Here is a 23,396-nt window from a genome sequence, read left to right on the forward strand (position 1 = left end):
CAGAACACACCCGAGGGGGAACCTTTGCAAGGTAAAGCGCTCCAAGATTTCGTCATCGATAAAATCGATGACCTGAAAGGCCAAGACATTATCGCTCTGGATGTACAGGGCAAATCCAGCATCACCGATTGCATGATCATCTGCACCGGGACCTCTACCCGCCACGTGATGTCGATCGCCAACCACGTAGTGCAGGAAGCCCGCTCCGCAGGGATGGAACTGTATGGCATGAAAGGTCAGGAAGCCTCCGACTGGGTCGTGGTCGATTTGGGCGATGTGATCGTACATATCATGCAGGAAGAAAGCCGTCAGCTGTATGAGCTGGAAAAACTCTGGAGCTAAGCGGTGAAACTGCAACTGGTAGCGGTCGGCACTAAGATGCCAGACTGGGTGCAGACCGGATTTATGGATTATCTGCATCGTTTTCCGAAAGACATGCCGTTTGAGCTGACCGAAATCCCGGCAGGCAAGCGCGGCAAGAATGCCGACATCAAACGCATTCTGGAAAAGGAAGGCGAGCAGATGCTGGCTGCGGTGGGCAAAGGCAACCGCATTGTCACGCTGGATATCCCCGGTACGCCGTGGGAAACGCCGCAGTTGGCGCAACAGCTCGAACGCTGGAAGCAGGATGGCCGCAACGTCAGCCTGCTGATTGGCGGCCCTGAAGGGCTGGCACCGGCCTGCAAAGCCGCTGCCGAACAAAGCTGGTCGCTCTCGCCATTGACCTTGCCGCATCCTTTAGTGCGCGTATTGGTGGCTGAAAGCCTCTATCGCGCCTGGAGTATTACAACAAATCATCCTTACCACCGGGAATAACCGGTGGTGACAGTGACAGAGTGAAATAAAGCAGCGGGATGAAAATAGAACGTAACCCTTTTCGCGACTATACGGCTGAATCTGCCCTGTTTGTACGCCGCGCCCTGGTGGCGTTTTTGGTCATTCTGGTGCTGAGCGGCACCCTGATCGCCAATCTGTATAATCTGCAAATTGTCCGCGTTGAGGATTACCGCACCCGTTCCAACGAAAACCGCATCAAGCTGGTGCCTATCGCCCCCAGCCGCGGCATTATTTACGATCGTAACGGCACCCCGCTGGCGCTCAACCGCACTATCTATCAGTTGGAGCTGATGCCGGAAAAGATCGACGATCTGAAAGCGACGCTGCAGGCGCTGCGTCCGGTGGTTGATCTGACCGACGACGACATCACCAACTTCGAGAAAGAGCGCAAGCGCTCACGCCGTTTCGTCTCCATCCCGGTGAAAACCGCACTGAACGAAGTGCAGGTCGCCCGCTTTGCGGTCAATCAGTTCCGCTTCCCTGGCGTGGAAGTGAAAGGCTACCAGCGCCGCTATTATCCTTATGGTTCCGCCCTCACTCACGTCACCGGTTACGTCTCGAAGATCAACGATCGCGACGTCGAGCGGTTGGACAAAGACGGCAAGCTGGCGAACTACGCCGCCACCCACGATATCGGCAAGCTGGGTATCGAGCGCTATTACGAAGACACCCTGCATGGCAAAACCGGCTACGAAGAGGTCGAGGTCAACAACCGCGGTCGGGTAATCCGTCAGTTGCACGAGCAGCCACCTTCCGCCGGCCAGGACGTTTACCTGACGCTGGATCTCAACCTGCAACGCTATATCGAGCAATTGCTGGTGGGCAGTCGGGCGGCAGTGGTGGTGAGCGATCCGCGCACCGGCGGCATTCTGGCGATGGTCTCCAACCCCAGCTATGACCCGAACCTGTTCGTGGACGGCATCTCCAACAAGGATTACCAGGGGCTGTTGAACGATCCTAACCGGCCACTGATCAACCGTGCCACGCAAGGGGTTTACCCGCCGGCGTCAACGGTGAAACCCTATATTTCCGTCTCGGCGCTCAGCGCCGGGGTGATCACCAAAAACACCATAGTGTTCGATCCCGGCTGGTGGCAGTTGCCCGGTTCGGAAAAACGCTTTCGCGACTGGAAAAAATGGGGCCACGGCCGCCTGAACGTCACCAAAGCGCTGGAAGAATCGGCAGATACCTTCTTCTATCAGGTGGCGTACGACATGGGCATCGATCGCCTGTCGACCTGGTTGACCAAGTTTGGCTACGGCCAGTACACCGGCATCGATCTTTCCGAAGAACGTTCCGGCCTGATGCCGACCCGCGACTGGAAATTCAAACGCTATAAAAAACCCTGGTATCAGGGCGACACCATTCCGGTGGGCATCGGTCAGGGCTACTGGACGGCAACGCCGATCCAGATGTCCAAGGCGCTGAATACCCTGATTAACGACGGCAACGTCAAAACGCCGCATCTGATGCAGAGCACCCGAATCAACGGTGCGCTGGTGCCGTTCCGTCAGGAAGAGAACACGCAGATCGGCGATATTCATTCCGGCTTCTGGGAAATTGCCAAAGACGGCATGTATGGTGTCGCCAACCGCCCTAACGGGACGGCGCGTAAGTACTTCGCGGATGCACCCTACAAAGCCGCGGCAAAATCGGGTACCGCACAGGTATTCGGCTACGAAACCTATAACGCCCACAAACTCGCAGAGCATCTGCGTGACCACAAACTGATGACCGCCTTTGCGCCGTACAACAATCCAACGGTGTCGGTCGCCATCATTTTGGAAAACGGCGGTTCCGGTCCGGCGGTCGGGACGATTACCCGTCAGATCCTCGACCATATCCTGCTGGGCGACAACAATACGCAATTACCCTCCGAGGCTCCACTGCCGCCTGGTGTAGAAGGTGATTAAGGTAGAACATGACTGAAAGCCAACAAAAAGGCTCGATCTGGACCAAAATCCATATCGACCCCACTTTCCTGTTATTCATTCTGGCCCTGCTGGTCTACAGCGCATTCGTGATGTGGAGTGCCAGCGGCCAGGATATCGGCATGATGGAACGCAAAATCGGCCAGATCGTCATGGGCCTGATCGTGATGGGCGTAATGGCTCAGATCCCGCCGCGGGTCTATGAAAGCTGGGCGCCCTATCTGTACATTTTCTGCGTGATTCTGCTGATCATGGTGGACGCGTTCGGGCAGATCAGTAAAGGTGCTCAGCGTTGGCTGGATCTCGGCTTTGTTCGCTTCCAGCCGTCAGAAATCGCTAAAATCGCCGTTCCGCTGATGGTTGCTCGCTTTATGAACCGCGACGTCTGCCCGCCTTCGCTGAAGAATACCGCCATTGCGCTGGTGCTGATTTTCCTGCCGACCCTGCTGGTTGCTGCACAGCCGGACCTGGGCACGTCGATTCTTATCGCCGCCTCCGGTCTGTTCGTGCTGTTCCTGTCCGGCATGAGTTGGAAGCTGATCGCCGTTGCCGCCGTGATGCTGGCGGCCTTTATTCCCGTGCTGTGGTTCTTCCTGATGCACGGCTATCAACGCGACCGCGTCATGATGCTGCTCGATCCGGAAAGCGATCCGCTCGGTGCCGGCTACCATATTATTCAGTCGAAAATCGCCATAGGTTCCGGCGGCCTGTCCGGCAAGGGCTGGCTGCACGGCACCCAGTCGCAGTTGGAGTTCTTGCCGGAGCGCCATACCGACTTCATCTTCGCGGTATTGGCCGAGGAACTCGGGCTGATTGGGGTGCTGGTGCTGTTGGCGCTGTACCTGCTGGTGATTATCCGCGGGCTGATGATCGCCGCCAAGGCGCAGACAACCTTCGGCCGCGTCATGGTCGGCGGCCTGATGCTGATTCTGTTCGTTTATGTGTTTGTTAACATTGGTATGGTCAGTGGCATTTTACCGGTAGTTGGCGTACCTTTGCCTCTGGTCAGTTACGGGGGTTCGGCGCTGATCGTACTTATGGCTGGGTTCGGCATTATCATGTCGATCCACACGCATCGGAAAATGCTGTCTAAAAGTTTATAAGAGGTGAGTAATGCGTAAGGAATGGCTTTGGGTCGGCGTAGTGGCTGTGTTGCTTTCCGCCTGTACCTCCCCGACCACGGAACAGCAGGCGCCGCCGCAGCAGCCGTATAACGGGCCGGTGGTGGAAATCGGCGGCGTTGAGCCTCAATATGAACCCTATAACCCTGGCACCCTGCAGGATTATAAGGTTAATGGCGATACTTACCGCATCGTGAAGGACCCGCAGAATTTCTCGCAGACCGGTCTGGCCAGCTCCTATGGCGAAGAAGCCCGGGGCAACACCACCGCGCTGGGCGAGCAGTTCGATCCTAACGGCCTCACCGCCGCGCACCCTACGTTGCCGATCCCAAGCTACGTGCGCGTGACCAACCTCGCCAACGGCCGCCAACTGGTGGTACGCGTGAACGATCGCGGGCCTTACACCAATGGCCGCATTATCGATCTGTCGAAAGCCGTTGCCGACCGTCTGAACCTGTCCAACAACACCAAGGTTAAAGTTGATTTCATCAACGTGGCGCCGGATGGCACCCTGAGCGGCCCCGGCACCATAGGGACAATCGTCGCCAAACAAAGCTACGCCCTGCCGTCGCGCCCCGATCTTGGCTCGAGCAGCATGGGAACTCCCGTGCAGCAGGAAGCCCCCATCGCCAGCGGCGCCGCAGTACGTCCAATAGATAACAACAGCCTGGACACCGGTGACAACGCCCCAGCCGCCGCTGCCGGCAGCAGCCGCACCGGCTTCCTCGGCGCACCAAGCCAGGTTCCCGCCGGCGTGTTGGAAGGTTCAGAACCTGAACCGGCCGTCACCGCCGCCGCCATTGCAGCCCCCGTCGCCGCCACCGCAGCCGTTGCTGCCGGAGCCTCTTCCGCCGGGAGCTATGTCGTCCAGGTTGGTGCACTCAGCAGCGCTGAACGCGCACAAACCTGGCAACAGAGCCTGAGCCGGCAATTTGGCGTGCCAGGCAAGGTTGCGGCCAGCGGCGGTGTCTACCGCGTACAGTTAGGCCCGTTCAGCGATCGCCAGCAGGCGGCACAGTTGCAACAGCGCTTGGCTGCGGAAGCGCAACAACAATCTTTTGTCACTGCTGCACCCTAAACAAAGATACCCGATCAATTTCAAGCTGCAGCCGACACTGCTGCAGCTTGAAAGGTCAAAAGCATGAAGCCCCGGCGGGCGATCGCGACTGATAAGCGTTTCTCTAGCTGAAACATTTTCTTTCAGCAAAATGCCGGTAAAGCGCTATTAGTCAGATGAATGGATAATGCCTGCCGGAATCTCATCTGTTATAGTGTGGCTCGTTTTTAACTTTACCCTCATGGATGTTGTCCTCTCGATCATGAAACAAGTAACTTCTTTTCGCTTAATCAAGAGCATAGCGCTCGGCTCCGTTATCGCGATGAGTGCAGCTTCCGTTGCGCAAGCCGATGACGTTAATATCAAAACCATGATCCCAGGAGTGCCGCAAATCGATGCGGAAGCCTACGTCCTGATTGATTACAACTCCGGTAAAGTTTTGGCGGAAATGAATGCCGACGCGCGCCGCGATCCGGCCAGCCTGACAAAAATGATGACCAGCTACGTCATCGGCCAGGCGCTGAAAGCGGGTAAAATCGGCCCGGAAGACATGGTTACCGTGGGACAAGATGCCTGGGCGACCGGCAACCCGGTATTCAAAGGTTCTTCGCTGATGTTCCTGAAGCCAGGCGATCGCGTGCCGGTATCCAAACTGACCCGCGGCATCAACCTGCAATCCGGTAACGACGCCTGCGTAGCGATGGCCGATTACGTGGCCGGCAGCCAGGACGCGTTCGTTAACCTGATGAACACCTACGTCAGCAAGCTGGGCCTGCAAAACACCCACTTCCAGACGGTACACGGCCTCGACGCACAGGGCCAGTACAGCTCGGCGCGCGATATGGCGTTGATCGGCCAGGCGCTGATCCGCGACGTGCCGGACGAATACGCGATTTATAAAGAAAAAGAGTTCACCTTCAACAATATCCGTCAGATGAACCGTAACGGTCTGTTGTGGGACACCAGCCTGAACGTGGACGGCATCAAAACCGGCCATACCGATGCGGCAGGCTACAACCTGGTGGCTTCCGCCACCGAAGGCCAGATGCGCCTGATCTCTGCGGTACTGGGCGGTCGGACTTATAAAGGCCGTGAAACCGAAAGCAAGAAACTGCTGACCTGGGGCTTCCGCTTCTTCGAAACCGTTGCACCGCTGAAAGTGGGCAAAGAGTTTGCGTCTGAACCGGTCTGGTTCGGCGATTCGGATCGCGTTGAGCTGGGCGTGGACAAAGACGTCTACCTGACCATCCCACGCGGCCGGATGAAAGATCTCAAAGCCAGCTACGTGCTGAACACACCGGAGATTCATGCGCCACTGGCCAAAAACCAGGTTGTCGGCAGCATCAACTTCCAGCTGGATGGCAAAACCATCGATCAGCGCCCTCTGGTGGTAATGAACGAAGTGAAAGAAGGCGGTTTCTTCAGCCGCATCGTGGATTATATCAAACTGATGTTCCACCACTGGTTCGGTTAACAGTTGAAACGGGCAAAATTGCCCTCATATACTGATTAACATTAACTCCCGCTCCGGCGGGAGTTATAATTTATAGATTCGCTATGTTGATAGCAGCACTCTGGAGCGCACATGAAAACTAAACTGAACGAACTGCTCGAATTCCCTTGCTCGTTTACCTACAAGGTAATGGGCCTGGCACAACCTGAGCTGGTGGACCAGGTGGTTGAAGTGGTGCAGCGCCATGCTCCCGGGGATTACAACCCTGAAGTCAAACCGAGCAGCAAAGGCAATTACCACTCCGTTTCCATCACCATCAACGCCACCCATATCGACCAGGTTGAGACGTTATATGATGAATTGGGCAACATTGAAATTGTCCGCATGGTGCTGTAATTCCAGCACAAAACCCTGCTAACCAACCCGGGCCAGAGGATCGTCTGCCCGGGTTGCGCATTTTTGGTCAGCTAAATGCTGGTCGCCGGCCAGAGCGCCCGGTATAATGGCATTACCACTTCTGTAACCTGACGATGACTCTTTTGCAACCAGACAAGATCATTTTGCGTCAGCTGGGGTTGCAGCCCTATGAGCCTGTATCCCAAGCCATGCACAACTTCACCGATCGCAGAACCGATACCACGCCCGATGAGCTGTGGTTGGTTCAGCATCAGCCCGTGTTTACCCAGGGCCAGGCCGGTAAAGCGGAACATCTGTTAATGCCGGGTGATATTCCGGTGGTCCAGAGCGATCGCGGCGGCCAGGTGACCTACCACGGTCCAGGGCAGCAGGTGATGTACGTGATGATCGATCTGAAACGCAACAAGGTTGGCGTTCGCCAACTGGTCACGGCTATCGAAGATACCGTTATTAATACCCTCGCCCACTTTCATATCGAATCGCGCGCCCGCCCGGATGCGCCCGGTGTTTACGTGGGGGAACAAAAAATCTGTTCGTTGGGTTTGCGGATCCGCAAAGGCCGTTCATTTCACGGCCTGGCGCTGAATGTGGCCATGGATCTCAACCCCTTCCAACGTATCAACCCTTGCGGTTACGCCGGTATGCAAATGGCGCAGGTCAGCGCGCTGGTGCCCGGCGTAGGCATAGAAGACGTACACCCAATCCTGGTACAGGAATTTGTTCATTTACTCGGCTACCCGAAGGTCGAGCTTCGTAACTGGAACCTGCACGATTATGAGTAAACCAATTCAGATGGAACGCGGCGTTAAATACCGCGATGCAGACAAAATGGCGTTGATCCCGGTTAAAACGGTGGTCACCGAACGGCAGGAGCTGTTACGTAAACCCGAGTGGATGAAGATCAAACTCCCTGCCGACTCTACGCGCATTCAGGGCATTAAAGCCGCCATGCGTAAAAACGGTCTGCATTCGGTGTGCGAAGAAGCTTCCTGCCCGAACCTGTCTGAATGCTTTAACCACGGCACCGCCACCTTTATGATCCTGGGCGCTATCTGTACCCGCCGTTGCCCGTTCTGCGACGTGGCCCACGGCCGTCCGGTGGCCCCGGATGCCAACGAACCGGAGAAACTGGCTCAGACCATCGCCGACATGGGCCTGCGCTATGTAGTGATCACTTCGGTTGACCGCGACGACCTGCGTGACGGCGGTGCTCAGCACTTTGCCGACTGTATCGCCGCCATTCGCGTGAAAAACCCGACCATCAAAATTGAAACGCTGGTGCCGGATTTCCGTGGCCGTATGGATCGCGCGCTGGAAATTCTGACAGAGACGCCGCCGGACGTGTTCAACCACAATCTGGAAAACGTACCGCGCGTCTACCGCCAGGTTCGTCCGGGCGCCAACTACGAATGGTCGCTAAAACTGCTCGAACGGTTTAAAGAAGCGCACCCGCACATCCCAACCAAATCCGGTCTGATGGTCGGCCTGGGGGAAACCAATGCGGAAATCGTTGAAGTCATGCGCGACCTGCGTCGCCACGGCGTCACCATGTTGACCCTGGGCCAGTACCTGCAGCCAAGCCGTCATCACCTGCCGGTACAGCGCTATGTTAGCCCGGCCGAATTCGATGAAATGAAAGAAGAAGCGATGGCGATGGGCTTTACCCATGCGGCCTGTGGCCCGTTTGTTCGTTCCTCCTACCATGCCGATTTACAGGCGAAAGGGATGGAAGTGAAGTAAATGCGGTAACAACTTGTTACGCTTAAGCTTGCGGAAACGCCAAAAAACGGATGTCCTTGCGGCATCCGTTTTTTTATTGCCAAACAGAAAGCGTGATTACACGTCTTTCTTTTCGACGCTCTGCGGGTTGGATTGGCTTTCTGCCGTGTTTGCCGGCGGCGGAGTCGTGTCGTCGCCCACGGCCTTTTTAAAGCCCTTCAGCGCAGCGCCCAGATCGGCACCCAAGGTGCGCAGTTTGCTGGTACCGAACAGCAAGATAACCAACACCGCAATCACCAGAAGTTTGGTAATACTGATACCTTCCATACTCACCTTCTTATTCATATAGCGCTGCAGAGGCAGCGAAAAACAAACCTTGCCTAGGGTTATTTACCTACTTTCGCCAAGCCAAGACAACAGCAACATGTAACAGAGTGAGATCCCTGCGCCGAGACCTCTTTTAAATACATTGCGCATTAATCAGACTATTCTGAGTTATCACGCTGCATGGTACGCTGTCGTTACACCTATCAGGGAGCTGCAGGATGTATGCACCATCAGTTATCGATACCAGACGATCCGGCCTCAGCTTCGCCAGACGTACCTATCTGCCACGCATCGTCGGCCTGGGGATTGGTTTTCTGTGCGTATTTTCGGTGCTCCATTCCCAGCCTTCGGCCCCCTGGGTGTGGGGCCTGCTGATTTTTCACGGTTTTATTTGGCCGCATGTCGCCTACCAATGGGCGCGTCGCTCTGCCACGCCCTTCAAGGCGGAAACCCGCAACCTGCTGATCGATTCGTTTTTTGGCGGTCTGTGGGCAGCGATGATGGCCTTCAATGCATTGCCGTCGGTGGTCATTCTGTCGATGATGGGCATGAACAATATTGCCGCCGCCGGCAAGACACTGTTCTTTAAAGGGCTGGTGGCACAGCTGGCCGGCGCCCTGACGGTCAGCGCCCTGTTGGGTTTTCCCTTCCAGCCACAGAGCACGCCGCTACAGATCTACCTCTGCCTGCCGATGATCTACCTCTACCCGGCCCTGTTGGGGTTAGTCACCTACCGCACCGCCAAACGATTAGCGCAGAAAAAACAGGAGCTGCTGCGCATCAGCATGCGTGACGGCCTGACCGGGTTGTACAATCGCCGCCATTGGGAACATTTGCTGCATCACCAATTCGACAGTTGCCGCCGTTACCAACACACTGCGACCCTGATCCTGATGGATGTCGATCGTTTTAAAACCATCAATGACACCTTCGGCCATGCGCTGGGTGACGAGGTGCTGGCGGTGCTGGCGGAAGAGCTGTTAATCGGCCTGCGTGCCGTGGATATTGTCGGGCGTTATGGCGGGGACGAATTTGGCGCAGTACTGCCGAACACCAGTGCCGAACAGGCCAGCATTGCGCTGCAGCGCATCCAGGAACGATTGAACGACATTATTTTTCGTGAAGCGCCGCAGTTGCGGCTGAACATCAGCGCCGGTATAGCCGATTACCACGGTGAAATGGGCGGCTATCTGGACTGGCTGAAAGCCGCCGACAACGCGCTGTACCGGGCAAAAAACAATGGCCGCAACCGGCTGGAACTGGCGGTGCCCGGCAACTAACTTAATAACTTGGCAAAGTATTTAGGAGCTTCAAAAAAGCCCTCCCGCTGATAGAACGCGTGGGCCCGTTCACGGCGGCTGTGGCAATGCACTTCAAGGCGATCGCAGCCGCGCCGGCGGGCCAATGCTTCTCCTTCAGCCAGCAATAACTGGCCGACGCCCAGGCCACGCGCGTGGCTATCAACGCAAAAATAGCTGATCCGGCAAATATCTCCGGCCAACGCCAACTGCGGCAAGAAATGCAGCGACAAAATCCCCAGCACCTCATTATCGTCATCGTCGGCCGCGACCAGCAACGCTTCATCGGGATGCGCCAATAGTTGCGCCAGACGCGCGTCAATAAATGCCTCGGTTCCGGCGTAATCCAGCGCAGCCATTAACACCACAATAGCTTCTTTATCAGCCTGTACCGCCGTTCTCACTTTCATTTCAGTTGTTTCCTCCGTCACAGATACTACAAAATAGGCAACGCCAGGTGTAAGATCCAGCCTGCGCGGCAAAAAGCGGCGCCGAACAACGGAGATGACATTCCTCCATAACCGCCTTCACAGGCTGATGATGTCTACGTAACCTCTCAAAGGGGTGCGTAGCGTTGCGCCAACCCCTTTCTGAGCCTTGGTTTTCCCTTTTAGTGAAAGGTATTTCAACCATGTTGAGTTCTTTACTGGCAGTCTTTATTGGCGGTGGTGTCGGCAGCGTGCTGCGTTGGGTTATCAGCATGAAGATGAATCCGCTTAACGCGCATATCCCTTTGGGCACATTGGCGGTGAACCTGGTGGGCGGTTTTATCATCGGGTTGGCCATCGCCACCTTTACCCGCATGACGCACCTGGATCCCACCTGGAAATTGCTGATTACCACCGGCTTCTGCGGCGGTTTAACCACCTTCTCCACGTTTTCGCTGGAGGTGGTGTACTTGCTGCAGGATGGCCGTTTTGCCTGGGCGCTGGCCAATATGCTGCTCAATCTGGCCGGCTCCCTGGCGATGACCTTGCTGGCGTTTATGCTGGTCATCTGGGTTAACGGGCAGTAGCTGATTTCGTTCTCTTAATGTTTCCTTAATCAGCCATGCGCATAATCTCATCCAGTGTCCCAAACTGGATGAGAATTCTGATGTTTCGCCTGCCCAAAACCGCCGCTGAAGTGATCGCTACCCTGCTGTGCCTGCTGATTGTCGCCGCTTTCATCAAGGTCTATCTGTTCGCCTGACGCTTCGCCCCCACAGGATCCTCCCTTTATAGTTCCCCTGCTGCCGTTCTTGCATTACAATTGAGAATGAACGTTCGCACCCAGAATGCGAACCCCTCTCTTGGCAAAGGATCGGGAAATGATATCCACCAGCGACAGCAGGCAAGCCAAAGCGCAAGCCCGCCGCGATCAAATCGTCGAGGCGGCGAAAGTCTGTTTTCGTCGGCATGGTTTTCACGCCGCCAGCATGGCGGAAATCGCCCAGGCTTCGCAGCTCAGCGTCGGTCAAATCTACCGTTATTTCGCCAATAAAGACGCGATCATCGAAGAAATCGTCAACCGTATTATCGCCAGTAAAATGCAGCGTCTGGAGGATCTTGGCGATCACATTAACCTGATCGCCAGCACCCTGTCGGCGCGCGCGCTGTTCCAACAACCCGGTGAAAACGAAACTGACCATATGCTGATGCTGGAAGTCACCGCCGAAGCCACGCGCAACCCGGTGGTGGCGAAAATGCTCAGCGACGCGGAAACGCGGTTGTTCCATCACGTCTGCCAAAACCTGCAGCGGATGTACCCGTATTTCACCGAACAGGAAATCGCCGCACGGGTGGAATTTGTCGCCGTCTTAAGCGAAGGCACAGGTTATCGCATCCTTACCACGCAAAAAGCCGATGTCAGCTTGCTGAACGGCCTGTATCAACAAGCTATCTCTCACCTATTCAGGAAACCCTAATTTCCCATGACCAGACACTTATCCAGACAACGTCTGGTGTACGCGGTGGTGCTTGGCCTGCTGGCCGCACTGGGGCCGCTGTGCACCGATCTCTACCTGCCCGCCCTGCCGGAAATGGCCGGCGAGTTGAATACGTCCACCGCCACGGCGCAGCTCAGCCTGACTGCCGGCCTGCTTGGGCTGGGCGTCGGCCAACTGATATTTGGCCCCTTCAGCGACAAGCTCGGCCGCATGCGGCCGCTGCTGCTGTCGCTGGTGCTGTTGCTGGCCGCCTCTCTGTGGTGCGCGCTGGCGCCAAATATCGACCAGTTGCTGATCGCCCGCCTGTTGCAGGGGCTGGCCGGTGCCGGCGGTGCGGTGATCTCTCGTGCCATCGCGCGCGATCTCTATGCCGGACATGAACTGACGCGCTTCTTCGCTCTGCTGATGCTGGTTAACGGCCTGGCGCCGATTATTGCGCCGGTGCTGGGCGGCGCCATGCTGCAATTGATGGACTGGCGCGGGATTTTCGGCGTACTGGCGGCCATTGCCGTGCTGCTGTTTACCCTTTCAAGCCTTAAGCTGCGTGAATCGCTGCCCGTGGAACGCCGCAGCCAGGGTGGCATTTTGGCCATGCTGATGTCGCTGGGCGGGTTACTGACCCAGCGCCAGTTTATGGGCCTGTGCCTGACGCAGGGGTTCGTCATGGCCGGGATGTTCGCCTACATCGGCGCATCTCCCTTCGTATTGCAGCAGATTTATGGCCTCAGCCCGCAGATGTTCAGCCTGTGCTTTGCCGTTAACGGCGTCGGTTTGATTATTTCTGCGCAGCTTGCCAGCCGTCTGAGCGCGCGCTGGGGGGAAAGGCTAGTGCTGAAAGGTGGCTTGACATTAGCGGCTGTCGCCTCGCTGCTGTTGCTGCTGGCAGGTAGCCTCCACGCACCGCTGGCGCTGCTGATGGTACCGCTGTTCTTCTCAGTGGCCGTGATCGGCATTGTCGGCCCTACGGCGTCATCATTGGCGATGCAAAGCCAGGGCGACAAAGCCGGCAGCGCCTCGGCGTTGATCGGCGTGTGCATGTTCGCGCTCGGCGCGTGCAGCGTGCCTATTACTGGGTTGGGCGGCACTTCCAGCGTGTCGATGGCGCTGACCATTGTCGGCTGTTACGCCATTGCCATCGTGCTGTTCACCCTGCTGGTGCGCAAACCTCAGGCGTAAGGCACCGTAAAAAGTGCAATAAAAAACCCGCTCAGGGAGCGGGTTTTAAGAATTTCGGCTACTGTAGCTTAGATAGCGATAACGTTAGCAGCAGATGGCCCTTTGGCACCGTTCGTGATTTCAAATTCTACACGCTGGCCTTCAGCAAGAGTTTTGAAACCATTGCTAGCGATGGCAGAGAAGTGAACGAAAACGTCCTTGCTACCATCTTCCGGGGTAATGAAGCCGAAGCCTTTGGATTCATTAAACCACTTAACGCTACCTTTAATCTTAGACATCAAACTTACCTTTAACGTGAATGTAAGACACTGAACCTGTGTCCAGTACAGTACAGCAATTAGACCGGATTTTGTCCACAACCTGGATCACATAAAACCGATAAAGAGTGAAAAAATCGGTATCGCCCACTGTAAATCTCTTGCACCGCTTGTTGTAACCAGTCTTGACAGCTCAATGCTCTTTAATCTCCATCGAACAACGGCCGAACGCCTGTTTCAGCCCCGGCAGCGTTCGTTGCCAGCGTGATGCAGACATAATCGCTATGAAATATAACCAGATAGTCTTTTTGCTTCCGGCCGAGCTGCACTAGGGTTAGAGCTTATCAACCACTGTGAGCCAAGACTATGACCAGCCAACTGGCCGAGAAGATCGTCGCCTACCGCCGTGAACTGCATCAGAACCCTGAGCTGTCCAACCACGAGTTTGCCACTACCGCCCGCCTCACCCGCTGGCTGGAAGAGGCGGGTATCCGTATTCTGCCGCTGGGGCTTAAGACCGGTGTGGTCGCCGAAATCGGCAGCGGCAAAGGCCCGATCATTGCGCTGCGCGGCGATATTGACGCCCTGCCGATAGAAGAAATCTCCGGCGTTCCCTTCAGTTCGCAAAATAGCGGCGTCATGCACGCCTGCGGGCATGATTTTCATACCTCGGTGATGCTCGGCGCAGCGCATTTGCTGAAAGCGCGCGAGGCCACCCTGCCCGGCACGGTACGTATTTTCTTCCAACCGGCAGAGGAAACCTTTAACGGTGCCCAGCATCTGATCGACGCCGGTGCGCTGGATAACGTGGCTGCGGTATTCGGCCTGCATAATGCGCCGGAGCTGCCGACCGGCACCTTCGCCACCCGCGCCGGAGCATTTTACGCCAACGTCGATCGCTTCCAGATCCTGATCACCGGCAAAGGCGCACATGCCGCCAAACCGGAGCAAGGCGTAGACACCATCGTCACCGCCAGCCAAATTGTCAACGCGTTGCAAACCCTGCCCAGCCGCAGCTTTAGCTCGCTGGAGTCGCTGGTGGTGAGCGTGACGCGCATCGAGGGTGGCAACACCTGGAACGTGTTGCCGCAGACCGTGGAACTGGAAGGCACGGTGCGTACCCACAACGAGAAAGTCCGCCATCAGGTCCCGGACAAAATCCGCCAGGTGATTAACGGCGTAGCCGCATCGCTTGGCGCGCAGGCGGAACTGCGCTGGCAGCCAGGCCCACCGGCGGTGGTCAACGACGCGCGTTGGGCGGCTTTCAGCAAAATCGTCGCCGCCGAAGCCGGTTATCGGGTAGAAGAAGCGGATCTGCAGATGGGCGGCGAGGATTTCGCGCTTTATCTGCACCACGTGCCGGGCGCTTTTGTCAGTATCGGTTCAGCCAGTGAGTTCGGTTTACACCACCCGCGCTTTAACCCGGATGAACAGGCGATCTTCCCGGCCTCGCAATATTTCGAGCTACTCGCTGAGCGCACGCTGCAACAATTAGCCACCGCGCCGGAAAAAATCACCAGCAAGGCGTAAAACTCCCCTCATTATTATTTCGCGGCGCAGCCTCTTCTGCGCTGCGATTTATTATTTTCCCGTCATCCATACACGCCACGATATTTGCTATTTCAACATTTGAATATGCTGTTTTGTTGTTTTACATCCTGAGGACGCTCATCAATAGTGGGAGCTCGACAGATAGCGCCACAGCGGCACTTAACAGGGTGAAAGCAATGAGCAACAATGCGAAAAACAAACGGCAATTGCGTCTTGGCGCCATTTTGCATGGCGCATCGGGAAATATGTCTGCCTGGCGGCATCCGGATGCCACCGCCGACGCCAGCATTAATCTCGATTTTAATATTGCCACGGCGAAAAAAGCCGAACAGGGTAAATTGGATTTCGTGTTTGTTGCCGACGGCTTATATATCAATGAGAAATCCATTCCGCATTTCCTTAACCGTTTTGAACCCCTGACCCTGCTTGCCGCCCTGTCCGCCGCCACCGACAAAATCGGGCTGGTGGGCACGTTGTCCACCTCATACAGCGATCCCTTTACCGTCGCGCGCCAGTTCGCCAGCCTGGATCACCTGAGCAAAGGTCGGGCGGGCTGGAACGTGGTGACGTCGCCGTTGGAAGGGTCGGCAAAGAATTTCTCGCGCACCGAACACCCGGAGCACAGCCTGCGTTATCGCATCGCCAGTGAGTATCTCGATGTCACCAAAGGGCTATGGGACTCGTGGGAAAGTGACGCCTTTGTGCGGAACAAAAACAGCGGCGAATTTTTCAGCGCCGGCAAGCTGCATACCCTGAACCACCAGGGGGAATTCTTCTCGGTACAAGGGCCGCTGAATATCGGCCGTACGCCGCAGGGCCGCCCGATCTTGTTCCAGGCCGGTGCGTCGGAAGACGGCAAGCAGTTGGCGGCTAAACACGCCGATGCCATTTTCACCCACCATGAAACCCAGCAGTTGGCGCAGGCGTTTTATCAGGACGTAAAAAACCAACTGGTGGAACAGGGCCGCGAACCGGACGATCTGCGAATTTTCCAGGGCGTCAGCGTGATCGTCGGCGACGACAATGAAGACGTGGAACGCCAATATTGGGAAACCGCACGTCTGGTCAGCATCGAGAACGCGCTCAACTACCTTGGCCGCTATTTCGAGCATTATGACTTTTCCCGCCATCCGCTGGATGAGCCCTTCCCGGACATCGGCGATTTAGGGCAAAACAGCTTCCGCAGCACTACCGATGCCATCAAACGCAACGCCCGCGAGCGTAATCTGACGCTGCGTGAAGTGGCGCTGGAAGCCGCCTCGCCGCGCCCGGTGTTCGGCGGCACGCCGGAGGCGGTAGCGGACGGTCTGCAAAACTGGTTCGACACCCAGGCCGCCGACGGCTTCATCATCAGCGGCGGCACGCCGAACTCCTTCGGCCACTTTATTGACCGCGTTGTGCCCATCCTGCAGCAACGCGGCCTGTTCCGCAGCGATTACAGCGGCGACACGCTGCGCGACCACCTTGGCCTGAAGCAGCCGCTGAACCAATTTACCCAATAACAATAATATTTTTTCAGGGATATTCCGCTATGCAAAACACCTTTACCGGCGCCGGCATCCATGTAAAAGCCATCCAAACCCGTCGCCTCGTGGCGAAAAATCAGCAAGGTCTGGGCGACTAGGAGCATACCGATGGCAAACGACGTCTTTATCCAAACACTGCCGGACGACCCGTTGGTCGAGCCGGTGATTGAAGGGCTGTTCGGCGAGTACCGTCAGCGCTACGGCGATTATTTTGGTGACCAGGAACAAGAAGCGCTGGATCTGTACGCCCCGCCACAGGGTGCGTTTATCGTGCTGCTGCGCGCCGGGGAGCCGATCGCCATGGGCGCGTTCAAACGCTACGATCCGCACACCGCAGAGCTGAAACGCATCTGGACGCGAACCGACCTGCGTCGCCAGGGGTTGGCGCAAAAGGTCTTGCAGCAACTGGAAACGCTGGCAAGAGAACAGGGTTACCGCCAGCTCTACCTGACCACCGGCTTTCGCCAGCCGGAGGCGGTGGGCCTGTATCTGAGCAACGGCTATCAGCCGCAGTTCGATCCCACCGTCGACAGTGAAGTTTACAGCCGCCCGCCTTACGACGGCCGGTTGCCGTTTCGCAAAAGCCTGATAACAGCAGGCGCACTCTGTTGCGCGCAGGAAAGGAAGATTGCCTAGGGGCCGGTCCCCCTCCCTTTATCTGTTTCAGGAGCAATACAATGTCCAAACAAGAAGTGTTAAAAGTGGTTCCCGCACGCTATCCGCTGCGGCTGGTGGGCGCACTGTTTTCGGTGTTTATTCTGGCGGCGATCGTCCAGTCGGTGGCGGCCAACGAGCGCTGGGAATGGGGGGTATTTGCCGAGTGGTTCTTTGCACCGGCAGTGCTTTCCGGCCTGGGGCAAACCCTGCTGCTGACGCTGCTCGGCACGCTGTTCAGCATTATTTTCGGCACCTTGCTGGCGCTGGCGCGGTTGTCGCGCTCTTATCTGTTGGCTTCGCTGGCCTGGGGCTATATCTGGCTGTTCCGTTCGCTGCCGCTGATTCTGGTGCTGATCATCTTGTATAACTTCTCTTACCTGTATGACTCCATCTCGCTGGGCATTCCCTTTACCTCGCTGGTGTTCGCCAGCTACCCGACCATCGATATCCTCAGCCAGTTTTCCGTCGCGGTCCTGGGGCTAACCCTGGTGCAATCGGCTTATACCGCAGAAATCATCCGCGGCGGCATTCTCGGGGTGGAATACGGCCAGCATGAGGCCGCAGCGGCGCTCGGTCTGCCGGGCTATCGCCGCACTTTCCGCATCATTTTGCCGCAGGCGCTGCGATCAATAGTTCCGACCGGTTTCAACGAGATCATCAGTCTGGCAAAGGGCACCTCGATCGTTTACGTGCTGGCGTTGCCGGAGCTGTTTTACACCATTCAGGTCATCTATAACCGCACGCAGCAGGTAATACCGCTGCTGATGGTCGCGACCGTCTGGTACCTGTTCATCACCACCGCGCTGTCGGTGATCCAATACTACATTGAACGCTATTTTGCCCGAGGCGCAGTACGCGAGTTGCCGCCGTCACCCTGGCAGAAACTGGCCGGCTGGATAAAACGTTAGGAGGATTTATGTCCGAAGCTATTGATTACTATGCCCTGCGCGAAGCGCCGGTGCGCAACATCGTTCCGGTACCGGCGCGCGGCCTGATTGAAATCAGCAACGTGAGCAAATTTTTCGGCAAGCACAAGGCGCTCGACGACGTCAGCCTGACGCTGCGGCCGGGCACGGTCACGGTGATCCTCGGGCCGTCCGGCTCGGGCAAATCCACCCTGCTGCGCGCCATCAACCACCTGGAGCGCGTCGATGAAGGCTTTATCCGCATCGACGGCGACTACGTCGGCTACCGGCGTAAAGGCGACAAACTGTATGAACTGAAAGAGAACGCCATTCTCAAGCAGCGTATCAACGTCGGCTACGTGTTCCAAAACTTTAACCTGTTCCCGCATCTGACGGTGCTGGAGAACATCATTGAAGCGCCGGTGGTGCATAAGATTTATTCGCGCGCTCAGGCAAAAGAAGTCGCTTATCAGTTGCTGGATACCGTCGGCCTGCGCCACAAGGCCGACGCTTATCCGCGCCACCTGTCCGGCGGCCAGCAGCAACGCATTGCCATTGCGCGTGCGCTGGCGTTGAACCCGAAGGTCATTTTGTTTGACGAACCCACCTCGGCGCTCGATCCGGAGCTGGTCGGCGAAGTGCTGGACGTGATCAAAGGGCTGGCGGACTTGGGCGTGACGCTGGTGGTGGTCACCCATGAGATTGGCTTTGCGCGTGAAGCGGCGGACCAGATTGTGTTTATGGTCGACGGCCAGGTCGTCGAACAGGGCAACGCCCGGCAGGTGCTGAACCATCCGCAGCACCAGCGCACCATTAACTTCCTCAACAAAGTTCTGTGACTCACGGGGCGCAACCGCGCCCCGCCCGATAATCTTAAGCCTCAGCAGCGAAGCGGCGTTTTTCGGCGGCGAAATCCAGCGGCTTGATGCCGCGCTGATTGCGATCCTGCTCGGTCAGCAGCGCCGGCGGGATAAACCAGGTCACTTCAAACAAGAGCCCGTCCGGATCGTGGCCATAGATGCTTTTGTGCACGCCGTGATCCTCCTCCAGCCCGAGAATGCCGCGCTGCGCCAATTGATCGCGAATGCGTTCGAGCTCATCCAGGCTATCGACTTCCCAGGCCAGATGGTACAGCCCGGCCGGTGGTTCGTTTTCCGCCGGCGGTTCGCCGTTGGCGCGAAATACCCCGGCGCGCTGTTGTCCGAGATTTTTGCTGAACAGCGCCAGATCGTGATCGTTATCCGAATCGGCCGCCTGGGTAAACACCGCTTTGTCGGGGCTGCCCGAAGGTTTTAGCTTGAACCCCAGCACCTGATGATAAAACTCCGCACTTTGCTGCACATCGCTGACATACAGCACCGCGTGGTTAAGCCGTTTAATTCCCATCGATTTTCCCTTTCCGCATTGAATAAAGTCAGCTTGAAAATAGCATGTGTCCGGAACCCCGCTAAATGCCGTTATCGCATTATCAAAACCGGTGCGCGTAACCTGTCACTGCAAGGCATTCCGCGCTATCATATCCCCGTCGCCTTTCAAGCCGCAGCCTTGTGGTCTGCACTCGCGCCCCCAGTGACTTACTTAAGTAAGCGCCTGGCGTGAGCGAGCTGGCCGCCCAGCCGCAACTTGAAATTCATAGGGGATAAATATTGTATTGAACGAATTAACGAGAATGATGATGAACGGCAAAATAACGACTTTTTTTGAAGACAAAGGCTTCGGCTTTATTACCGATGAGAACGGGGAAAATCGTTATTTTCACGTGATTAAAGTGCAAAACCCGGAGCTGATTAAGAAAAACGCGGCGGTGACCTTCGAACCGACCAACAACACCAAAGGCCCTTCGGCGTATGCGGTCAAGGTGCAGGCGGCGAGCAAATACATCATCATCGCCAACGAAAGAATCAAGATCACCAGCATCAAATCTTTCAACACTTTCACCAAAGAAGTGCCGGTGAAAGCGGACGTGGACAAAGAAAATACCGTGCTGTCGGTGGGCCTGCTGATGAACCGCATCCGCCCGCAGCCCGAAGACGCGCCGCAAACCATGCAGACGCTGCGCATGCTGACCATCACCACGTTCCAGAACGCGACCCATACCTTCTCCGAGCAGGAGATCGACATGGATGAAACGCTGAAAGTGCTGAAAAGCCTGTAATCACCGCCCAACGCCTATCCCTGCCCCTTGTCGGGGCGCTATCTGCTTCGCCCGCCTCCGTCGGGACGAATATATTCGCGCCCTACTAATGGCGGTGCGTATAAAAAACATTCGAAGCAATTTTATATCACCTGTGTTAGCGTGGGTTTTCACCTGACACAGGCCGTGCTATATGACTGATTCCAGCAGCGTTAAAGGCTTTATCAATCGTTCCACCAACATCGCCTGCCCCAAATGCGCCTACGTCACCAGCCAAAAATGCGCGACGCTACGGCAAAACGTTCTGCTTATCTGCCCGAACTGCGGTACCCGGTTTGAACCCAGGCAGAACTGAAACGCTTATTTGAACACTATGTGCCCAACGCTGTTGCCACTCACCGCGTTAAACGACTCCACGCGATTGCGCCCCTGCGACTTGGCGCGATAAAGCGCGATGTCCGCCATATTCATCAGCTGTGCCAGCGATTTCACCTCGTTCATCGCCAGGCTGGCGACGCCCACGCTGATGGTCACTTTCAGCGGCGCTTTGCCTCCGGGATACAGGTCGGTTTTTTGCACCAGTTGCCGTAAATGCTCCGCCAATGCCACCCCCTGCGCCGCCAGCGCGCGCGGCAGCATAATCGCAAAATCTTCCCCGCCCAAGCGACCAAACAGCTGATCGTGGCGCAGTTCGCGCCGGACAATATGAGCGAAGGTAGCCAGTGCCTGATCGCCGACTTCGTGCCCGTGAGTGTCGTTAATGAGTTTAAAATGATCGATATCAATCAGCAGCAGCGATACCGCCTCTTTCGACTTATATTTGTGCTCCAGCAGTTCACCGGCCTTTCGCGTCAGCGCACTGCGCGCCAGCACCCCGGTCAGGAAATCGTGATTGGCGCTGTGCTCCAGCCGGCGCATCAGCTTACGGTTAACGGCTATCGAACTGGCGAGGATCAGCGGCCCCATGACCAGCATGGCAATCCCCAACCGGGCCGACATCAGGGTATCGAGGAACGCGTTGTGGTTGTTCGGCGTTTCATACAGCATCAGGTTGGCGGAGATGCTGCTGATTTCGGTCATACCGGTCAACAGCGTCAGCAAGGTCACGGTGAACAGCTGGTAGCGGACCGCACACCACAGCAGCGCCGGGATCGGGAAGGCAATCGCCCCCGGGCCACCGATGTACACGCTGAATATCAGGGAAAACAGCAGCGCCAGCAGCGGCATGCCGGCACGCAGCGGCCAGTTGATCTGCATACGCAACAACTGCTTCAGCCGCGGCGCCGCCAGGAACACCGGCAACAGCAACAGGTTGGTGGAGAACTGTTCACTGAACCACGCCAGCCAGGCGGTGATCACCGTATTATTGTACAGGCTGTCATTGCGCAGTATCGACAGGGTTGACGCCACCGCCGCACCACTCAGGCTGGCGGTAAACATATAAAGTATCGCCTGAGGCTTGCCCATTCTGCGCTGCGACTGCGGCAACAGCAGCATCACGCCATAGCCGGTGGCAATCAGCGACATATTACAGGCATTCAACCACATGACCAAAGGTAGCGCTTCGCCGGTCGTCAAATCGGCGGCAATCATGCCAAGGTAGGTGGTTAGCCAGCCCAGCGGCGTGGCATAGGCGGGTTTGCGCAATAGCAGGCCGAGTAAAATCGCATTCACCGGCCAAAACAGGGAAAGGGATCCGATCGGACGAGTAAATATACCCAACAAGGAAAGCAAAAACGCCAGCAGAAAAAGAGTGATCAGCTGGAGGGTAACGGGCAAGCCATGTTTGGCGTTTATTCTGGCGTTCATCACCTTACCCATAAATTCATAATAACCAGAGCAATTATCTGCATATTCCCTCGCCCGGCATGATAAGGAGGACAAAAAACCCGTTCTCAACCAGTAAATACAGATGATTCAAAAACAAAGAGACATTCATTTTTATTTAGCAGAACGTTCTTAACTCCACAGCTCGTCGCCGTAACCTGGAGTGAACGCATTCACGCAAAACCGAAGAAAAATGTTCAGCGATATCTACCAGCATAGCCTAAGCCGCCATTGATCCGCATTAGCACAAAACCACAATTATAAAATGGGTATTTATCGTTTACCCTATTGTGCCTGCGATTATTTTCCAGCAAGTCACCCGGAAGCGCAATTAGAACCGGAAACATAAAAAAAAACCCGCAGAGCGGGCTCGCTTGAAGAGCAGCAAATTGACAGTTACGGCACAGCCATTGTCTGCCTGTGCCGCTATTCACTATGTAGCCGGAAGCTTAAGCGGACCTTAGCAACAAAAAACCCGGTCTAGGAACCGGGAATATTTGTACGAAATGCAGTGTTAGCCCAAGCAGGCTAATAACATTTCTCAGTTTACACGCCAAATGTGCAGAAAAAATGAACGGCGCGATATCCCCACCGAACGCGATGGGGAATGGGATCACGCCAGTTTGGCGGCAATGCTCGCGACGCGCTGACCATACAATTTGGCGGTTTCCAAATCCCCCGACAGCATTTCATCTACGCCGGCATCGGCAGGTGTCTGTACCAGCAGGCCGACAGATCCGCCCAGATTGTTCACATCGGTACGCTGCGCCGCTTTGCTGTTGGCCGGTGGCAGCCCCAGGCTGACCCACAGGCCGCCGTGCTGTGAAGCCAGCGTTTGCAGGGCGATCAGCGTGACCTGCTTGTCGCCGTTCAGGCTGGCGCTGTTGGTGAAACCGCCGAACACCTTGTCTTGCCATTTGCGAGTGAACCAGGCTTTTGAGCTGGCGTCGGCAAATTTCTTGAACTGCCACGACGGGCCGCCCATGTAGGTCGGCGAACCAAAGATGATGGCGTCGGCCTCATCCAGTTTCTGCCAGGCTTCTTCGCTGATATTGCCGTCTTGATCGATAGCGATCAGCTCAGCTTCTGCGCCTTCGGCAACAATGTTCGCCAAACGCTCGGTGTGGCCGTAGCCGGAATGAAAAATCACCACTGTCTTCGCCATAAGGAACTCCCAGGTAGTTGCATCGAGGTGCCGGCGGCACCCGTAAATACGCTGATCCAATCTACTCAAGCGGCCTCAAGGTGAATACCCAATTTATCTGACGGAGTTATT

General features: G+C 56.3%; 26 protein-coding genes and 1 riboswitch. Of the genes, 20 read left to right on the top strand and 6 right to left on the bottom strand.

The features are described from left to right. Positions 1 to 24: 24 nt before the first annotated feature. From rsfS to lipA, 9 genes are all read left to right on the top strand, one after another. Positions 25 to 342 carry a ribosome silencing factor gene (rsfS, locus tag SPL01S_RS04785; protein WP_004949598.1) on the top strand — a complete coding sequence of 106 codons (318 nt, stop codon included), beginning with the start codon at positions 25 to 27 and terminating at the stop codon, positions 340 to 342. A 3-nt stretch (positions 343 to 345) separates the two neighbouring features. Beyond that, positions 346 to 816, top strand: a complete 471-nt coding sequence (gene rlmH, locus SPL01S_RS04790; protein ID WP_004949595.1) for a 23S rRNA (pseudouridine(1915)-N(3))-methyltransferase RlmH — start codon at positions 346 to 348, stop codon at positions 814 to 816. A gap of 38 nt (positions 817 to 854) precedes the next feature. Next, complete coding sequence (mrdA, locus tag SPL01S_RS04795) at positions 855 to 2,750, top strand: peptidoglycan DD-transpeptidase MrdA (protein WP_063197913.1); 1,896 nt, start codon at positions 855 to 857, stop codon at positions 2,748 to 2,750. 8 nt (positions 2,751 to 2,758) lie between these two features. Continuing rightward, on the top strand, positions 2,759 to 3,871 hold the full coding sequence (gene mrdB / locus SPL01S_RS04800) for a peptidoglycan glycosyltransferase MrdB (protein WP_004949591.1): 1,113 nt from the start codon (positions 2,759 to 2,761) through the stop codon (positions 3,869 to 3,871). Between the two features lie 10 nt (positions 3,872 to 3,881). After that, positions 3,882 to 4,967 (top strand): endolytic peptidoglycan transglycosylase RlpA, encoded by a 1,086-nt coding sequence (rlpA, locus tag SPL01S_RS04805; RefSeq protein ID WP_063197916.1) that lies wholly within the window; start codon positions 3,882 to 3,884, stop codon positions 4,965 to 4,967. 241 nt (positions 4,968 to 5,208) lie between these two features. Beyond that, positions 5,209 to 6,420 carry a D-alanyl-D-alanine carboxypeptidase DacA gene (gene dacA, locus SPL01S_RS04810; RefSeq protein WP_006324071.1) on the top strand — a complete coding sequence of 404 codons (1,212 nt, stop codon included), beginning with the start codon at positions 5,209 to 5,211 and terminating at the stop codon, positions 6,418 to 6,420. A 111-nt stretch (positions 6,421 to 6,531) separates the two neighbouring features. Then, a complete protein-coding gene (gene ybeD, locus SPL01S_RS04815) occupies positions 6,532 to 6,795 on the top strand; it encodes a DUF493 family protein YbeD (RefSeq protein WP_004949579.1) in 264 nt (87 codons plus the stop codon). Between the two features lie 134 nt (positions 6,796 to 6,929). Then, positions 6,930 to 7,598: a lipoyl(octanoyl) transferase LipB gene (gene lipB, locus SPL01S_RS04820; RefSeq protein WP_062869913.1), complete on the top strand. Its 669-nt coding sequence runs from the start codon at positions 6,930 to 6,932 to the stop codon at positions 7,596 to 7,598. After that, positions 7,591 to 8,556, top strand: coding sequence for a lipoyl synthase (lipA, locus tag SPL01S_RS04825; RefSeq protein ID WP_062869912.1), 966 nt, complete (start codon positions 7,591 to 7,593; stop codon positions 8,554 to 8,556). The genes lipB and lipA overlap by 8 nt, the downstream gene beginning before the upstream one ends. Before the next feature lie 96 nt (positions 8,557 to 8,652). Here the strand turns inward: lipA and tatA are convergent, their stop codons facing one another. Next, positions 8,653 to 8,862 carry a Sec-independent protein translocase subunit TatA gene (tatA, locus tag SPL01S_RS04830; RefSeq protein ID WP_062869911.1) on the bottom strand — a complete coding sequence of 70 codons (210 nt, stop codon included), beginning with the start codon at positions 8,860 to 8,862 and terminating at the stop codon, positions 8,653 to 8,655. A 218-nt stretch (positions 8,863 to 9,080) separates the two neighbouring features. Here tatA and SPL01S_RS04835 point away from each other — a divergent pair, with 218 nt between their 5' ends. After that, the gene (locus SPL01S_RS04835; RefSeq protein ID WP_063197918.1) at positions 9,081 to 10,142 is read left to right on the top strand and encodes a diguanylate cyclase; all 1,062 of its coding nucleotides are present in this window, start codon (positions 9,081 to 9,083) and stop codon (positions 10,140 to 10,142) included. Here SPL01S_RS04835 and SPL01S_RS04840 read toward each other — a convergent pair. Then, entirely contained in the window at positions 10,139 to 10,570 is a 432-nt protein-coding gene (locus SPL01S_RS04840; protein WP_063197921.1) for a GNAT family N-acetyltransferase, read from the bottom strand. The genes SPL01S_RS04835 and SPL01S_RS04840 overlap by 4 nt on opposite strands. Before the next feature lie 81 nt (positions 10,571 to 10,651). Beyond that, a riboswitch (Fluoride riboswitch) is annotated at positions 10,652 to 10,714 on the top strand. 77 nt (positions 10,715 to 10,791) lie between these two features. On the opposite strand from SPL01S_RS04840, the gene crcB reads away from it, so the two are divergent. From crcB to SPL01S_RS04855, 3 genes are all read left to right on the top strand, one after another. Next, positions 10,792 to 11,175, top strand: a complete 384-nt coding sequence (crcB, locus tag SPL01S_RS04845; protein WP_004949564.1) for a fluoride efflux transporter CrcB — start codon at positions 10,792 to 10,794, stop codon at positions 11,173 to 11,175. A gap of 294 nt (positions 11,176 to 11,469) precedes the next feature. Continuing rightward, the gene (locus SPL01S_RS04850; protein ID WP_004949559.1) at positions 11,470 to 12,066 is read left to right on the top strand and encodes a TetR/AcrR family transcriptional regulator; all 597 of its coding nucleotides are present in this window, start codon (positions 11,470 to 11,472) and stop codon (positions 12,064 to 12,066) included. A 6-nt stretch (positions 12,067 to 12,072) separates the two neighbouring features. After that, complete coding sequence (locus SPL01S_RS04855) at positions 12,073 to 13,263, top strand: multidrug effflux MFS transporter (RefSeq protein ID WP_062869908.1); 1,191 nt, start codon at positions 12,073 to 12,075, stop codon at positions 13,261 to 13,263. 68 nt (positions 13,264 to 13,331) lie between these two features. Here the strand turns inward: SPL01S_RS04855 and cspE are convergent, their stop codons facing one another. Next, positions 13,332 to 13,541 (bottom strand): transcription antiterminator/RNA stability regulator CspE, encoded by a 210-nt coding sequence (gene cspE, locus SPL01S_RS04860; RefSeq protein ID WP_002210315.1) that lies wholly within the window; start codon positions 13,539 to 13,541, stop codon positions 13,332 to 13,334. A gap of 345 nt (positions 13,542 to 13,886) precedes the next feature. Here cspE and SPL01S_RS04865 point away from each other — a divergent pair, with 345 nt between their 5' ends. The 5 genes from SPL01S_RS04865 (at position 13,887) to SPL01S_RS04885 (ending at position 18,998) form a co-directional block, all read left to right on the top strand. After that, positions 13,887 to 15,050 (top strand): M20 peptidase aminoacylase family protein, encoded by a 1,164-nt coding sequence (locus tag SPL01S_RS04865; protein WP_063197923.1) that lies wholly within the window; start codon positions 13,887 to 13,889, stop codon positions 15,048 to 15,050. 197 nt (positions 15,051 to 15,247) lie between these two features. Next, the gene (locus tag SPL01S_RS04870) at positions 15,248 to 16,573 is read left to right on the top strand and encodes an LLM class flavin-dependent oxidoreductase (RefSeq protein WP_020438625.1); all 1,326 of its coding nucleotides are present in this window, start codon (positions 15,248 to 15,250) and stop codon (positions 16,571 to 16,573) included. A 132-nt stretch (positions 16,574 to 16,705) separates the two neighbouring features. Further along, positions 16,706 to 17,233, top strand: coding sequence for a GNAT family N-acetyltransferase (locus SPL01S_RS04875; protein WP_004949547.1), 528 nt, complete (start codon positions 16,706 to 16,708; stop codon positions 17,231 to 17,233). A gap of 41 nt (positions 17,234 to 17,274) precedes the next feature. Continuing rightward, positions 17,275 to 18,162, top strand: a complete 888-nt coding sequence (locus SPL01S_RS04880; protein WP_013811858.1) for an amino acid ABC transporter permease — start codon at positions 17,275 to 17,277, stop codon at positions 18,160 to 18,162. 8 nt (positions 18,163 to 18,170) lie between these two features. Next, complete coding sequence (locus SPL01S_RS04885) at positions 18,171 to 18,998, top strand: amino acid ABC transporter ATP-binding protein (RefSeq protein ID WP_006324062.1); 828 nt, start codon at positions 18,171 to 18,173, stop codon at positions 18,996 to 18,998. 34 nt (positions 18,999 to 19,032) lie between these two features. On the opposite strand, the gene SPL01S_RS04890 is transcribed toward SPL01S_RS04885, so the two are convergent. Further along, entirely contained in the window at positions 19,033 to 19,545 is a 513-nt protein-coding gene (locus tag SPL01S_RS04890; RefSeq protein ID WP_006324061.1) for a VOC family protein, read from the bottom strand. A 289-nt stretch (positions 19,546 to 19,834) separates the two neighbouring features. Between SPL01S_RS04890 and SPL01S_RS04895 the strand changes: the two genes are divergently transcribed. Further along, a complete protein-coding gene (locus SPL01S_RS04895) occupies positions 19,835 to 20,314 on the top strand; it encodes a cold-shock protein (RefSeq protein ID WP_063198236.1) in 480 nt (159 codons plus the stop codon). Between the two features lie 172 nt (positions 20,315 to 20,486). After that, entirely contained in the window at positions 20,487 to 20,648 is a 162-nt protein-coding gene (locus tag SPL01S_RS25445) for a YnfU family zinc-binding protein (RefSeq protein WP_006324059.1), read from the top strand. Positions 20,649 to 20,653: 5 nt separating this feature from the next. Here SPL01S_RS25445 and SPL01S_RS04900 read toward each other — a convergent pair whose 3' ends face one another. Both SPL01S_RS04900 and SPL01S_RS04905 read right to left on the bottom strand, forming a co-directional pair. Next, positions 20,654 to 22,102 (bottom strand): GGDEF domain-containing protein, encoded by a 1,449-nt coding sequence (locus SPL01S_RS04900; protein WP_037433888.1) that lies wholly within the window; start codon positions 22,100 to 22,102, stop codon positions 20,654 to 20,656. Positions 22,103 to 22,733: 631 nt separating this feature from the next. Further along, entirely contained in the window at positions 22,734 to 23,285 is a 552-nt protein-coding gene (locus tag SPL01S_RS04905; protein WP_004949530.1) for a flavodoxin family protein, read from the bottom strand. Between the last annotated feature and the right edge of the window lie 111 nt (positions 23,286 to 23,396).

It is taken from the genome of Serratia plymuthica NBRC 102599 (genome assembly GCF_001590925.1).
Classification (GTDB): Bacteria; Pseudomonadota; Gammaproteobacteria; order Enterobacterales; family Enterobacteriaceae; genus Serratia; species Serratia plymuthica.